Source organism: Porphyrobacter sp. ULC335 (assembly GCF_025917005.1).
Taxonomy (GTDB): domain Bacteria; phylum Pseudomonadota; class Alphaproteobacteria; order Sphingomonadales; family Sphingomonadaceae; genus Erythrobacter.
The window spans coordinates 2,730,369-2,743,995 of sequence record NZ_CP078091.1 but is presented as its reverse complement, the minus strand read 5'-3'; the positions used below and the strand labels follow the sequence as shown (position 1 = coordinate 2,743,995).

Below are 13,627 nucleotides of genomic sequence, written 5' to 3'. Positions count from 1 at the left end.
CGAAATGGAGGAATGATTATGCGCAGTTCAATCCGTGCCGGACTTGCCGCCCTTGCCGTGCTTGGCGCGGTGGCGGCGCCCGCGCTCGCACAACAGCGCGATCCGGCCTACGCCGCCGCCCGTTCCGCCGGCCAGGTGGGCGAACAGCCTGACGGTTATCTCGGGATTGTCGGCAATGCCAACCCGGCGTTGCAGCGACTGGTCGATGACATCAATATCAAACGCCGCGCGGTCTATGCTGAAAAGGCCAAGGAAAACAGTGCTACGCTGGAAGCCTATGCGCTAACCGCCGGGTGTCAGGCCATTGCCCGCACCGTACCGGGCGAAAAGTATCAGGCGCCCGATGGCAGCTGGCAAACCCGCACCAGCGCCCCCCCGATCCGCGACGCGCGTTGTCCGTAGCTTGTTTGCGTGCCCGCCTCCGCGGGCACGTCCTCGGCGCTGATCCTCCCCCCGGATCAAGTCCGGGTTCCGGGCGCCTGCGGGCGGGCGGTCGCCCTTGCGGCTCGTCCGTTGGCGAACCGAGCCAATACTCAACCTTATCGTGTGGGAATGCATCGGTCGCACAGCGACCGCAAGGCCGACCGGCCGCCCGCAGCGATGCGACCTTCAGGTCGCATGAGCGAGGACTTCGCATCGCGGAGGCGATGCGGAACACAAAGCTCCCCGCGGAGGCGGCTGCGCAAAACAAGTTCGCAACTGCACAAAACTCGGCCCGCCTGATGTTGACACATATCTGCCCCCCTTCTAAGGGGGCGGCGCCCTCGGCGGGCACCTTGTTTCATGTGCCTTAGTCCTTCCTTTTTCGGGATCATGGCATGAGCGACGAGAAACCCGCACGAGAACCCATTCAAGAGGATGCGCGGATCGACGCGCTCGAAGCGCGGCTCAAGGCTGCACGCGAGCGTGAAGAACAGCGTAACCGGCCGAAGGTGCAGGGCGTCGATGCGAATTACAGCAGCGGCAACCGTGCTCTGGCCAGTCTTCTTGGGGGGATTATCGGCGGCCTGGTGATCGGCTTTGCGGTTGACGCATTGTTCGACATCGCGCCCTGGGGTCTGTTGGCCGGATTGTTCCTCGGAACGGCATCGGCTTTCAGAAGCATTATTCTGAGCGCGACGACGCGCCCCGCAGACCCGGATCAGGGGAGCGATAGCGAGGTCTAGACCCCCCTTAGGGTGGCTTTAGACCCCCGCTTGACCCCCTCCAGACCCGGCCTTGGGGGCGTGTTTCATGTGAAACATTTGGGGATCTTTCGATCGTGGCAGCCGAAGAAGGCAAGGTCGATCCGATGAAGCAGTTCACCATCGAGCCCCTGTTGGGCTCCGATTGGCAACTGGCTGACGGAATCAACATCGCGTTCACCAACTCCGCGCTGTGGATGGCGATCACCGCTGTCCTGGTATGGGTGTTCGTCGCAGGCGGCATGAAGCGCCAGCTGGTGCCCGGGCGCTGGCAGATGGCGGTCGAGACGATGACCGGCTTTATCGACGACCTGCTGGAAGCCAATGTCGGCAAGGCAGGGCGCAAGTATGTGCCTTACATCTTTACGCTTTTCATGTTCATCCTGTTCGGGAACCTGCTCGGCCTGGTGCCGGTCGGTCTGATCCCCGGGGTGCATGCGTTCACCTTCACCAGCCACTTCACCGTCACCGGCGTGCTGGCGATCATGAGCTTCTCGATCGTCTTGATCGTCGGTTTCTGGAAGCACGGTCTGCACTTCTTCTCGCTGTTCTGGCCGGCCAACACCCCCGCCTTCCTCGCGGCGCCGATCAGCCTGATCGAACTGGTCTCGTTCATGGTGCGCCCCTTCAGCCTCGCGCTGCGACTGTTCGTCGCCATGATGGCAGGCCACGTGCTGCTTAAGGTATTGGCAAGCTTCGTGATTGCTGGCGGCGGTGCCGGTCTCGGCCTTGGTGCGCTGGTCGGCATTCCGAGCTTCATCCTGATGGTTGCGATCAGCGCGCTCGAAATTCTGGTGGCTGGTATTCAGGCTTATGTCTTCGCGCTGCTGACCTCGCTCTACATCAACGACGCGGAAAACCTTCACTGAGGACGCCCCAAGGGGCTTTCTCCAAAACCCTCGCTAACAAACAGATTTTTATCAAGGAGTTTACTACCATGGACGCACAAGCTGCAGCTCTTCTCGGTGCCGGTCTCGCGGCGATTGGCGCTGGCCTCGCCGCGCTCGGCGTGGGCAACGTCTTCGCTTCGTTCCTCGAAGGCGCGCTGCGCAATCCGGGTGCTGCCGACGGCCAGCAGGGCCGCCTGTTCATCGGCTTCGCGGCTGCCGAACTTCTCGGCCTGCTGGCCTTCGTGATCGCCGTTCTGCTGATCTTCAGCTAAGACGACACGCGGTCTGGCCGGACGCTGCGGGGCAACCCCGCGCGTCCGGCGGGCCGATCAATCGGCGTACCGGCTAAAGGTCCATCATGCCTCAGATCGAACAAATCGCTGCAACACTGTCGAGCCAGGTCTTCTGGTTGCTGGTGTTCTTCGGCCTCACCTTTGTCTTTGTCGGACTGGGTATGGTGCCGAAGATCCTCGGCACGGTGGAGATGCGTGACAACCAGATCGCCGGCGATCTCGCCGCCGCTCAGGCCGCACGCGACGCGGCGAACAGCGAGGAAGAGGCCTGGCGTCAGCGGGAAAATGCCAATCGTGCGGCCGCTCAGGCGGTGATCGCCGAGGCCAAGGCCAGGGCGGCTGCGGCGAACGCAGCCAAGCTGGCCGAGACGCAAGCTCGTCTCGATGTGAAGCTTGCCGAGGCGGAAACCGCGATCGATGCCGCTCGCAGCAGTGCGATGGCCGAGATCGAGGGTGTCGCCGCCGATGCCGCACGTGACATCGTCGCCCGCGTCGCCGGGGCCGATATCGAACCCGCTGCCGCTGCGGCTGCGGTCAAGGAGGTGATGGCGCATGGCTGATATTCTGATGCTGCTCGCCAGCGGGGCTGAAGGTCATGCCGAACCGGGCGTGCTGGGCCTCGATTCGTACCAGTGGGTCGCGCTGGCGATGACCGTGCTGCTCGCGGTGTTCGTGTGGAAGAAGGTTCCCGGTGTCATCACCGGCGGGCTCGATGCCAAGATCGCCGAAATCCGCCGCGCGCTTGATGAAGCCAAGACCCTGCGCGCCGAGGCCGAAGCGCTTCGTGCCGAATATGCCGCGAAGATCGCTGGCGCCGAAAAGGACGCCGAAGCGATGCTGGCAGGCGCCCGCGATGAAGCTGACGCGATCCTCGCCAAGGCGGAGGCTGACAGCGAAGTGATGGTCGCCCGCCGTCAGCGGATGGCCGAAGACAAGATCGCCGCTGCAGAACGCGCCGCGATTGCCGAGGTGAAGGCCAAGGCCGTGACCGCCGCTGCGGCCGCCTCGCGCAAGCTGATCGTGCAGGCCCACGACGGCAAGGCTGACAAGAAGCTTGCCGACGAGGTCATCGCCTCGCTCTGAGCATCGCGGTTGGCTGATTAGGATAGAGGGCGGTCCGGTGTGGCCGCCCTTTTTCGTCGCGGTTCCTACTGCTACATTGATGCCCCCGAAGCAGGATGGTGCGAGGATATGATGCAGCGTTGGTTGATTGCTCCGGCCATGCTGTTGGCCGCGTCGCTCGCCGCGCAGGATGCGGCACCGGCAGAGCCGATAGTGCTATGGGGCGAATTCACCACGGCCACGCCCAAGGCTGACATCACAGCATTCAAGGCGAAATGGCCGAAGAAGCGCCCCGAGGTGATCCCAGGTTGCGCAGCCGAAATGGGCTATCGCACGATCAAGGGACGGATGGTGACAATCAACTTCATCGGCCAGGACCGCGACGCGGATTGCTTCAACCGGATGTACGCGCAGTATCTTCAACGCTTCGGCGCGCCCGAGACCGATACCACCACTTTTGGCTCGGTGATTGGCTATGGAGCGGGCGGGGTGCTTGATACGACCTCCGTCGGGATCGTGAACATCTGGCGCGAGGGCGAGAAGAAGATCAAGCTCGTCCGCAGCCCGGGCGATGGCTACAATCTGTTCTTCACGATCCGCGAAGACAAATACCTCTATTGACGTTCGGGCGAAGCTAGCCGCCCGGCACGAATACCACTTTGCCCACCAGCTCGCGCCGGGCCATTGCCTCGAAGCCATTGCGCCATTGTGACAAGGGCAGCACGCGGTCGATCGCCGGGGTGATCGCTCCGGCTTCGGCCAGCTTGCGGATCGCCTGATTGATTGCGCGGCCCCGCTCGGGGAAGCGGCGGGCATATTCTCCGGCGCGCAGACCGACGACCGAGAAGCCTTTGATCAGCGGGATATTGGTCGAAATGTCGGCGATCCGGCCCGAAGTGAAGCCGACCACCATCAGCTTGCCGCCAAAAGCGACGCAGCGGGTCGATTCATCGAACACATCGCCGCCGACGGGATCGAAGACGATGTCGGCGAGCGCGCCGCCGGTGACTTCGGCTACCTGCTCCCGGAACCGCCCTTCAGCCACGATCACCGCGTCCGGGCGGGCGAGGGCGGCGATGCGGTCAGCTTTGGACGCGCTGCCAGTGGTAGCAATCACTCTTGCACCCAACCCGCGGGCCAAGTCGCAGGCGGCAAGGCCAACGCCGCCGCTTGCTCCGTGGACCAGCACCCACTGTTCCTCCGAAAGGCCGCCGAGTTCGACGAGTCCGGTGAACGCGGTCGAATAGGCCGCGCCCATCGCGGCGGCGGCAGGGAAGTCCATGCCCTGCGGCATGGGCGAGAGCTTGTCGGCAGGGACGCTGGCGAATTCGGCAAAGGCGCCGGTCTTGTTGCCGCCCATGACCCTGTCGCCGGGGGCAAAGCCGCTCGCTGGGTCAGCCTCCACCACTTCGCCCGCAAACTCGAGCCCGCTGGTGAAGGGCACCTCGGGTTTGAACTGGTACTCGCCCCGCGTCATCAGCAGGTCGGGAAAGTTGAGCGACGCCGCGCGCACCCGCACCAGCACCGCGCCGGGCGCGCGGTCCGGTCGCGGAAAATCGGCCAACATCACACCCGACAGATCGGGCGAGAGGCTTTCGACCCTGAGGGCCTGCATGATGCTAGAAATTGTCCTTGGCTGCCCGAAGCGCCGCGAAGGTCTCGTGCGGGGCGCTACCGCCCCACTTGGCCATCATCGCCGGATCATCGGCGCGAAGGAAGGGGTTTGTGGCCAGCTCGCGCCGGAGCGTGGTGGGCACGGTCCATTCGTCCTTGGCACGCTTGGCCGCGATCTCGGCGGCATAGTCCTGCAAGGCGACATTGTCCGGATCGGCATGCAGCGCAAACTTCGCGTTCGATGCGGTGTATTCGTGCGCACAGTAGAGCAAGGTCTCGGGCGGGAGCGCCTTGATACGGCTGAGGCTTGCCCAGAACTGAGCCGGCTCGCCTTCGAACATCCGCCCGCAGCCCAGCGCGAAGACCGAATCGCCGACGAAGGCGATGCCCGCCGAGGGCAGATGGAAGGCGATATGGCCATTGGTATGGCCCGAAACGTCGATCACCTGCGCTTCCACGTCGCCGAGCTTCACCGTGTCGCCATGGGCGATGATGCGGTCGACCGGGAACTTGCCCTGGACTTCCGCGGGGGCGGTGATGGCGCAGCCCGTCGCCTCCTGAATCATCGCATTGCCGCCTGCGTGATCGGGGTGCCAGTGCGTGTTCCAGATCTGGGTGATGCGCCAGCCCTTCATATCCGCCTCAAGCAGGTACTGCTTGGCATCGGGGGTATCGATCGCGACGGTTTCGTGGCTGTCGGTATCGTGGACGAGATAGCCGTAGTTGTCGCTAAGGCAGGGGAACTGGTGAACGTGGATCATAGGGGTGACCTTACAGGTGCGGCCCCCAAAGGAAAAGGCCCGCCTGCTCGGTTGAGCGGGCGGGCCTTTCGGATTGACGAAGACGCTCGCCCGGAGGGGCGAGCATCCTCAAAACGCATCAATCGTCCTTCTTCTTCAGCGCGGCGCCGAGGATGTCGCCGAGCGACGCACCCGAATCCGACGAACCGAACTGGGCCACAGCTTCCTTTTCTTCGGCGATCTGACGCGCCTTGATCGAGAAGTTCGGCTTCTTCGAACGGTCGAAGCCGATCACCATCGCGTCGAGCTTGCTGCCGACCTGGAAGCGGTCAGGACGCTGCTCGTCACGGTCACGGCCGAGATCCGAGCGCTTGATGAAGCCGGTCGCACCGTCTTCGCCAACCTGAACTTCAAGGCCGCCGTCGCGCACTTCGAGCACGGTAACGGTGACAGTCTGATTCTTGCGCAGCGAGCCGCCGCTGGTGGCACCTTCAGCCGAAGGCGCGCCCTTTTCGAGCTGCTTCATGCCGAGGCTGATGCGCTCCTTTTCGACATCCACGTCGAGAACGATGGCCTTGACCATTTCGCCCTTGCGGTGAAGCGCCAGCGCGTCTTCGCCCGAGATGCCCCAGGCGATGTCCGACATGTGCACCATGCCGTCGACGTCGCCATCGAGGCCGATGAACAGACCGAATTCGGTGGCGTTCTTGACTTCGCCTTCGACTTCGGTGCCGACCGGGTGCTTCTCGGCGAACTCGTCCCACGGATTGCGCTGGGCCTGCTTGAGGCCGAGGCTGATGCGGCGCTTGTCGCTGTCGACTTCGAGCACCATCACATCGACTTCCTGCGAGGTGGAGACGATCTTGCCGGGGTGGACGTTCTTCTTGGTCCAGCTCATTTCCGAAACGTGGACGAGGCCTTCAATGCCCGCTTCCAGTTCGACGAAGGCGCCGTATTCGGTGATGTTGGTCACCTGACCCTGCAGCTTCATGCCGACCGGGTACTTGGCGGCAACGCCATCCCACGGATCGCTTTCCAGCTGCTTCATGCCGAGGCTGATACGCTGGGTTTCGGCGTTGATGCGGACGATCTGCACGGTCACCGTGTCGCCGATGGCGATCACTTCGCTCGGGTGGTTGACGCGCTTGTAGCTCATGTCGGTGACATGCAGCAGGCCGTCGATCCCGCCGAGATCCACGAAGGCACCGTAATCGGTGATGTTCTTGACCACGCCGTCGATGATCTGGCCTTCGACCAGGTCATTGATGAGTTCGCTGCGCTGTTCGGCACGGGTCTCTTCGAGGACGGCACGACGCGAGACAACGATGTTGCCGCGGCGACGATCCATCTTGAGGATCTGGAAGGGCTGCGGCACGTCCATCAGCGGGGTGACATCGCGCACGGGGCGGATATCGACCTGCGAGCCGGGCAGGAAGGCCACGGCGCCATCGAGGTCGACGGTGAAGCCGCCCTTGACGCGGCCGAAGATGCGGCCTTCGACGCGCTTGCCTTCGCCGAATTCGCTTTCCAGCTTGTCCCAAGCAGCTTCGCGGCGGGCACGGTCACGCGACAGCATCGCTTCGCCGTCGGCGTTCTCGACCCGGTCGACGAACACTTCGACTTCGCCGCCAACGGTCAGGCCGTGGTCGTCTTCGCCGCGCGAGAATTCCTTGAGGGAGATGCGGCCTTCGCTCTTGAGGCCGACGTCGATCACGGCGAAGCCGTTCTCGATTGCAGTGACGGTGCCCTTGACGACGCGGCCTTCGAAGCCTTCATCGCCGGCGCCGCCGAGCTGTTCGTTGAGGAGCGCTTCAAAATCAGCGCGGGTGGGCATTTGGGTTGCCATAGTCAGGTTTAGTCCTGTGTTCGTTGTGCTACCGGCCGCCGGTTTTTCCGGGGTCTTAAACTGCTTCCCGTGCACCATTGCGCGGGCTGGCAGGGCAAGAGGCCGACTTCCGCGCGCCGCCGAATGCGATTGCGTGCGGGTTCTTCAACCACTGAAGGATTGCTTGAACGGCCGCGCGCCTAGGCGAGAGCGGGCCAAAATGCAAGGGAAACCGCCTGTCAGCCGAGGCGCGTTTGGACCGCTTCGATGGCCGCTTCGATTGCGGCATCGCGGCCGAAGTGGGTGGTGTCGATCACGAGCGCGCCGGGAGCCGCCATCAGCGGGGCGTCGGCGCGGTTCATGTCGCGGGCGTCGCGCGCGGCGATGTCTCGCTCGATCGCGGCGAGGAGGACGTCGATCCCGCGTCCCGTCATTTCCAGCCAGCGGCGGCGGGCGCGTTCGGCGACGCTGGCGGTGACGAACAGCTTCACGGGAGCCTCCGGCGCGATCACGGTGCCGATATCGCGCCCGTCCAGCACAGCGCCGCCTTCCTGCAAGGCAAAGGCGCGCTGGCGTTCGTAAAGCGCGTGGCGCACGCCCGGGTGCACCGAGACGCGGCTCGCGAAGCCGCCGACCTCTTCCGAGCGCAGGGACGAATCTTCAAGCAGGCTCTCGGGAAACTCGCAGGCGGCCAGCGCATCGTGCGGATCATCGGGATTGCCGCCATTGATCTGCACCTGCCGCCCGACCGCTCGGTAGAGCAGCCCGGTATCGAGATGCGGAAGCCCGAAATGCGCGGCCAAGGCCTTGGCTATGGTGCCCTTTCCGCTCGCGGTCGGGCCGTCAACGGCAATGATCATTCGGCTTTCTCGCGCGCGTCGATGCGGTTCATCCAGTCGCGGTAAATCGCTTCGGCCACTTCGGGGCGTTCGGAGATATAGGCGTGGCTGCCGCCGGGGACGACCGCAAGTTCCGCGCCCGGCGTGAGCGCGACGAAATCCTGCACCGTGTCGATCCGCGCCTCATCATACTGGCCGACGACGTACATCACGCGGCTGCCGTCCACGCGGGGCAGCAGGTGGGTCGCATCATAGGTCGCCAAAGGGCCCGAGGCGCGGAACTCGGTCGGCCCCCACATGGCGTTGTAGACGGTCGCATTGAATCCCTTGCCGCCATAGCGATTGCGATAGGCCCGGGCTTCGGGCGAGGGGGCGGGGCGGTCGGGTCGGCCGTTGAATGCGCTGTAGAAGGCGGCGGTGGCCGGTTCGCACACCACGGCTGCGGGCGGATTAGGACCTTCGCAGGCGCGGATTGCAGCGGCGACGTCGTCGGGCAACTCGCGGATGAGGAGGTTGGTGCCCGTGATCCAGTGCGGCGTGGAAATGAAGGTGCCGCTCAGCACGGCCGAGGCTGTGTGTTGCGGATAGGCTGCGGCATACTCGAGCGCGAGGGCCGATCCCCAGCTGTGGCCAATCACATGCCAACGCTCCACGCCGAGTTCCTTGCGGATCGCCTCAAGCTCGGCAACGAAGCGCTCCGGCTTCCAGTTGGCGGGGTTCTCGGGATGGTCGGACATGCCGCTGTCGAGCTGGTCATACAGGATCACCGGGCGCTGGTCGGCAAGGCTGATGAGGTTCCCGAAATTGAGATGCGTGCCACCGGGGCCGCCGTGGATCATGATGACGGGCGTCGCCCCTTCACCGATCACGCCGTTGACCCGCGCCCAGACCTTGCCGCCCTCAACCGCGACGCGATGTTCCGAGGTCGCGACGGACCAGTCTGCGGCAGGATCAGTGGGTAGCTCGGCGTGCTGGGCTTGCGCTGCCAGCGGGAGCAAGGCGAAGGCAGCGGCGGCCAGGGATTTGGCGATCATGAAAAGATGTCCTCCACTTTGTCGGGTGTCATTTCACGCTCCTCTCGCGCGCGCCAGCGGAAGTGGAGGAAGCCGAAGGCGGCCCAGGCGGCAAGCAGATTGAGCCCGAGCTCGATCCAGAACTGACCGCCCGAAGCGCGCAGCCATGTCACCGCCGCCGCCGTCCCCATCAATAGCACCGCGGCCACGAACCGCCGCTTTAACGGGGATTGTCCGAGGTGCAGGAGCGTGCGCTTCATGCGCCTTCCCTATCCTCGATCGCGCGCCGCCGCCACGCCCTGATCAACCCGAAAATCGCGATTGCTGCCCAGAAGCCTTCCAGCACCAGGCTTGCCCAGTTTGTGTGGTAGATCAGCGACACCGTCAGTAACGCCGCACCCAGCAGGTTGGTGCCGTGGAGCGCGAAGGGATTGGTGACCTTCGCCAGCGTCAGATAGGCGTAGGCGCCGATGATGCAGGCTGTACCGCAAAGGCCGACGATACTCGGCCAATCGAGCGGGGTGTTCACGCAGCCGCCTCGTCCAGCAGGCCCATAAAGGTCGGGAAGCTGGTGTTGATCGGGCTGGTATCGTCCACGCTCACGCCATTGCGGCTGACGAGGCCCGCCACCGCCATGCTCATCGCAATGCGGTGATCGAGCCGGGTGGCGACGCTCGCGCCCTCGGGCGTGCCGGGAAGAGGCTCGCCCCCGCTGCCGTGGATCGTCAGGCCGTCCTCGGTCTCCTCGACCCGCGCGCCCGCCAGCTGGAGCGCGGCGGCCATGGTGGCAAGGCGGTCGCTTTCCTTGACGCGGAGTTCTTCAAGGCCGGTGGTGCGGGTGGTGCCGCTGGCGAGCGCTGCGGCGACGAACAGCACGGGGAATTCGTCGATCATGGCAGGGGCGATGGCCGGATCGACATCAATGCCGGTCAGCACAGCATGGCGTACGCGCAGGTCGGCCACCGGCTCGCCGCCCACTTCGCGGGCATCGACATCGGTAATGTCCGCGCCCATCTGGCGCAGCACCTGAAGCAGTCCGGCGCGGGTCGGGTTGAGGCCGACATTCATGATGGTGAGATCGCTGCCCGGCACCAGTGTGGCGGCTACCATGAAGAAGGCGGCGGAAGACGGGTCGCCCGGCACCGTCACGTCCATCGGTTTGAGGTCAGCCTCGCCGTGGATAGCGATCACAGTCTCGCCGTTTTCTTCGCCAACCTCCAGCTTCGCACCGAAGCCGGTCAGCATCCGCTCGGTGTGGTCGCGGGTTGGGATAGGTTCGATCACGCGGGTGATGCCGGGGGTGTTGAGGCCCGCCAGCAGCACCGCGCTTTTGACCTGCGCGCTCGCCACCGGAAGGCGGTAGGTGATAGGCACAGCAGGGCTGGCGCCGCGCAGCATCAGGGGGAGGGTGCCGCCCGCTGAAGCCTCGATCGAAGCGCCCATCTGTGACAACGGATCGATCACGCGCTTCATCGGGCGGCCCGAAAGGCTGGCGTCGCCGGTGAAGGTCGTTGTTATGCCGTGGCTCGCAACCAGCCCCATCAGCAGCCGTGTGGAGGTGCCCGAATTGCCCATGTCGAGCGCCTGCTTCGGTTCAAGCAGGCTGCCGACACCAACACCATCCACCGTCCAGGTGCCGTCTCCACCGCGGGCGATCTGCGCACCGAATGCGCGCATCGCCGCGGCGGTGGCCAGCACGTCCTCGCCTTCAAGAAGGCCGTGGATCGTGCTCCGTCCCACCGCAAGCCCGGCGAACATCAGCGATCGGTGACTTATCGACTTGTCGCCGGGGACGCGGATCGTGCCCTTCAGCGGGCCGACGGCGGAAAAACGGTGGTTGGTCATAAGGTCGCGGTCTTTGACAGCGCCCCGCGCTTCTGGCAAGGCGCGCCGCGCTAGTCGGCAGGGGCCTTGATAAAGGTCTTGCCGCAACCCACTATTCTTGATCAATCCAAACACGATTGTGCAGTTTTTGGCCCGCCCGCTGATCAGGGCCGGTCTGTTTTGAGGAATGACGATGGCGAAGCCTGAATGGGGTACCAAGCGTACCTGCCCCAAGTGCGGCGAACGGTTCTACGATCTGGGCAAGGATGATCCGGTGAGCTGCATCGAATGCGGCGAAACCTGGTCGCCGGAGCCGGTGCTCAAGTCGAAGCAGCCGATTCCCTTCGAGGAAGTCCAGAAGAAGGTCGATGTTGACGCTGACGCCGATCTGGGCGGCGATGACGATCTGGCCGATCTCGAAGACATCGAGGACATCGACGAGGACGGCGATTCGCCGGACAATGACGTCGACCTCGGCGGCGATGACGATCTGGGCGTTTCGACCGGGACCGGCGAAGACGACGGCGACGAAAACTGATTTTTCGCTTGCATGGGGGAGGCGGCCCCACTAATGGCCGCCTCCCGCGAGCAGGACACCATGTCCAGCTCGCATGATGACTGGTTCGGGGCCTTAGCTCAGCTGGGAGAGCGCAACACTGGCAGTGTTGAGGTCAGCGGTTCGATCCCGCTAGGCTCCACCAGTCACTATTGATCAAAGTCGGAGAGTTCGCTCCCTAACGGAGCCCCCTTCGCAACGCTGGCCGACGAGGTTTCGTCCGCCGGCGTTTTTCGCATGATGCGGACGCTGCGGCGTCGGCAAGGAGAAGTTGGCGATGTTCGACACGCTGTCAGACCGTCTTGGCGGGGTCTTTGACAAGCTCAAGGGCCGCGGCGCCCTGCGCGAGCAGGACGTGCGCGATGCGATGCGCGAAGTCCGCATTGCGCTGCTCGAAGCCGATGTCGCCTTGCCTGTTGCCCGCCGCTTCATCGACGCCGTCACCGAAAAGGCTGTTGGCCAGGACGTGCTGCGTTCGGTCACGCCGGGCCAGCAGGTCATCAAGATCGTCCATGACGAGCTGGTCGAAACGCTGGGCGGTATGGAGGTCGAAGGCCTGCGCCTCGATGCCAAGCCGCCGGTCGTGATCATGATGGTCGGCCTGCAAGGCTCGGGGAAAACCACAACCACCGCCAAGCTCGCCAAGCTGATCCGCGAACGCCACGGCAAGAAGGCCTTGATGGCCTCGCTCGACGTCAACCGTCCGGCCGCGCAGGAGCAGCTTGCGGTGCTCGGCACCCAGGTCGATGTTGCGACCCTGCCGATCGTCGCCGGCCAGCAGCCTGTCGATATCGCGCGCCGGGCGATGGAATCGGCGCGGCTCCAGAATTTTGACGTGCTTCTGCTCGACACCGCGGGCCGCCTGCATGTCGACGATGCGCTCATGGCCGAGATGAAGGCCGTCGCCAGCGTTTCGGCCCCGAACGAAGTGCTGCTGGTGGTCGACAGTCTGACCGGTCAAGACGCGGTCAACGTAGCCCAGAGCTTCAGCGGCGAAGTGCCGCTGACCGGTGTGGTGCTGACCCGCATGGACGGCGATGCCCGCGGCGGTGCGGCGCTTTCGATGCGCGCGGTTACCGGCAAGCCGATCAAGTTTGCCGGCACCGGCGAAAAGCTCGACGCGATCGAGCCGTTCCGTCCCGGTTCTGTCGCCGACCGCATCCTTGGCATGGGCGACGTCGTCAGCCTCGTCGAGCGCGCGGCTGCGACGATCAAGGAAGAGGACGCCGAAAAGCTCGCCCGCAATCTGGAGAAGGGCAAGTTCGACCTCAACGATCTCGCCATGCAGCTCAAGCAGATGCGCAACATGGGCGGGCTCGGCATGCTGGCGGGCATGATGCCTGGCATGAAGAAGGCCAAGGCGGCGATGGCCAACTCCGGCATGGACGACAAGGTCCTGCTGCACATGGAAGCGATCATCGGATCGATGACCGCCAAGGAACGCGCCAACCCCGACCTGATGAATGCCAAGCGCAAGAAGCGCGTCGCGGCAGGCAGCGGCACTGATGTGCAGACGGTCAACAAGGTCCTGAAGATGCATCAGGAAATGGCCCGCGCCATGAAGCAGATCAAGAAGATGGGCGGGCTGAAGGGCCTTGCATCGATGTTCGGCGGTGGCGGTATGGGCGGCGCTGGCGGCCCGATGGGCGGCATGGGCGGCGGCGGCCTCCCCGGTCTGGGCGGCCCCGGCGGGATGGGGGGTATGGGCGGATTGCCCGGCCTCGGCGGCCCACCGCGGATCAAGAAATAGTTTCAGTTCAATCGTTTCAGTTCAACATATCCATTCA

At 64.4% G+C, this 13,627-nt stretch carries 17 protein-coding genes and 1 tRNA gene; 10 read left to right on the top strand and 8 right to left on the bottom strand.

Going from position 1 to position 13,627, the window contains the following annotated elements; translation table 11 throughout:
- Positions 1-18: 18 nt before the first annotated feature.
- The 7 genes from KVF90_RS13140 (at position 19) to KVF90_RS13110 (ending at position 4,050) form a co-directional block, all read left to right on the top strand.
- Positions 19-402 carry a YdbL family protein gene (locus KVF90_RS13140; protein WP_413676987.1) on the top strand — a complete coding sequence of 128 codons (384 nt, stop codon included), beginning with the start codon at positions 19-21 and terminating at the stop codon, positions 400-402.
- 416 nt (positions 403-818) lie between these two features.
- A complete protein-coding gene (locus KVF90_RS13135) occupies positions 819-1,166 on the top strand; it encodes an AtpZ/AtpI family protein (protein WP_264392027.1) in 348 nt (115 codons plus the stop codon).
- Positions 1,167-1,291: 125 nt separating this feature from the next.
- Complete coding sequence (locus KVF90_RS13130; protein ID WP_264394510.1) at positions 1,292-2,053, top strand: F0F1 ATP synthase subunit A; 762 nt, start codon at positions 1,292-1,294, stop codon at positions 2,051-2,053.
- A gap of 68 nt (positions 2,054-2,121) precedes the next feature.
- Positions 2,122-2,346: a F0F1 ATP synthase subunit C gene (locus KVF90_RS13125; RefSeq protein WP_066530046.1), complete on the top strand. Its 225-nt coding sequence runs from the start codon at positions 2,122-2,124 to the stop codon at positions 2,344-2,346.
- 86 nt (positions 2,347-2,432) lie between these two features.
- Positions 2,433-2,927, top strand: coding sequence for an ATPase (locus KVF90_RS13120; protein WP_264392026.1), 495 nt, complete (start codon positions 2,433-2,435; stop codon positions 2,925-2,927).
- Positions 2,920-3,450, top strand: coding sequence for a hypothetical protein (locus tag KVF90_RS13115; protein WP_264392025.1), 531 nt, complete (start codon positions 2,920-2,922; stop codon positions 3,448-3,450). The genes KVF90_RS13120 and KVF90_RS13115 overlap by 8 nt, the downstream gene beginning before the upstream one ends.
- A 39-nt stretch (positions 3,451-3,489) precedes the next feature.
- Entirely contained in the window at positions 3,490-4,050 is a 561-nt protein-coding gene (locus tag KVF90_RS13110; protein WP_264392024.1) for a hypothetical protein, read from the top strand.
- A gap of 13 nt (positions 4,051-4,063) precedes the next feature.
- On the opposite strand, the gene KVF90_RS13105 is transcribed toward KVF90_RS13110, so the two are convergent.
- From KVF90_RS13105 to aroA, 8 genes are all read right to left on the bottom strand, one after another.
- Positions 4,064-5,044 carry an NADPH:quinone oxidoreductase family protein gene (locus tag KVF90_RS13105; protein ID WP_264392023.1) on the bottom strand — a complete coding sequence of 327 codons (981 nt, stop codon included), beginning with the start codon at positions 5,042-5,044 and terminating at the stop codon, positions 4,064-4,066.
- A gap of 4 nt (positions 5,045-5,048) precedes the next feature.
- Positions 5,049-5,804, bottom strand: a complete 756-nt coding sequence (gloB, locus tag KVF90_RS13100; protein WP_264392022.1) for a hydroxyacylglutathione hydrolase — start codon at positions 5,802-5,804, stop codon at positions 5,049-5,051.
- Between the two features lie 118 nt (positions 5,805-5,922).
- A complete protein-coding gene (gene rpsA, locus KVF90_RS13095) occupies positions 5,923-7,629 on the bottom strand; it encodes a 30S ribosomal protein S1 (protein ID WP_264392021.1) in 1,707 nt (568 codons plus the stop codon).
- A gap of 218 nt (positions 7,630-7,847) precedes the next feature.
- Positions 7,848-8,468 (bottom strand): (d)CMP kinase, encoded by a 621-nt coding sequence (locus KVF90_RS13090; protein ID WP_264392020.1) that lies wholly within the window; start codon positions 8,466-8,468, stop codon positions 7,848-7,850.
- Positions 8,465-9,481 (bottom strand): alpha/beta hydrolase, encoded by a 1,017-nt coding sequence (locus KVF90_RS13085; protein WP_264392019.1) that lies wholly within the window; start codon positions 9,479-9,481, stop codon positions 8,465-8,467. Before KVF90_RS13085 ends, KVF90_RS13090 begins: the two co-directional genes overlap by 4 nt.
- On the bottom strand, positions 9,478-9,720 hold the full coding sequence (locus KVF90_RS13080; protein ID WP_264392018.1) for a hypothetical protein: 243 nt from the start codon (positions 9,718-9,720) through the stop codon (positions 9,478-9,480). Before KVF90_RS13080 ends, KVF90_RS13085 begins: the two co-directional genes overlap by 4 nt.
- Positions 9,717-9,989 carry a CBU_0592 family membrane protein gene (locus KVF90_RS13075; RefSeq protein ID WP_264392017.1) on the bottom strand — a complete coding sequence of 91 codons (273 nt, stop codon included), beginning with the start codon at positions 9,987-9,989 and terminating at the stop codon, positions 9,717-9,719. The genes KVF90_RS13080 and KVF90_RS13075 overlap by 4 nt, the downstream gene beginning before the upstream one ends.
- The gene (aroA, locus tag KVF90_RS13070; protein ID WP_264392016.1) at positions 9,986-11,305 is read right to left on the bottom strand and encodes a 3-phosphoshikimate 1-carboxyvinyltransferase; all 1,320 of its coding nucleotides are present in this window, start codon (positions 11,303-11,305) and stop codon (positions 9,986-9,988) included. Before aroA ends, KVF90_RS13075 begins: the two co-directional genes overlap by 4 nt.
- A gap of 172 nt (positions 11,306-11,477) precedes the next feature.
- Between aroA and KVF90_RS13065 the strand changes: the two genes are divergently transcribed.
- The 3 genes from KVF90_RS13065 to ffh all read left to right on the top strand — a co-directional run bounded on the left by KVF90_RS13065 (position 11,478) and on the right by ffh (position 13,590).
- A complete protein-coding gene (locus tag KVF90_RS13065) occupies positions 11,478-11,822 on the top strand; it encodes a TIGR02300 family protein (protein ID WP_264392015.1) in 345 nt (114 codons plus the stop codon).
- Between the two features lie 87 nt (positions 11,823-11,909).
- Positions 11,910-11,985 (top strand) — tRNA-Ala (locus KVF90_RS13060).
- 132 nt (positions 11,986-12,117) lie between these two features.
- Positions 12,118-13,590 carry a signal recognition particle protein gene (gene ffh, locus KVF90_RS13055; RefSeq protein WP_264392014.1) on the top strand — a complete coding sequence of 491 codons (1,473 nt, stop codon included), beginning with the start codon at positions 12,118-12,120 and terminating at the stop codon, positions 13,588-13,590.
- Positions 13,591-13,627 lie beyond the last annotated feature (37 nt).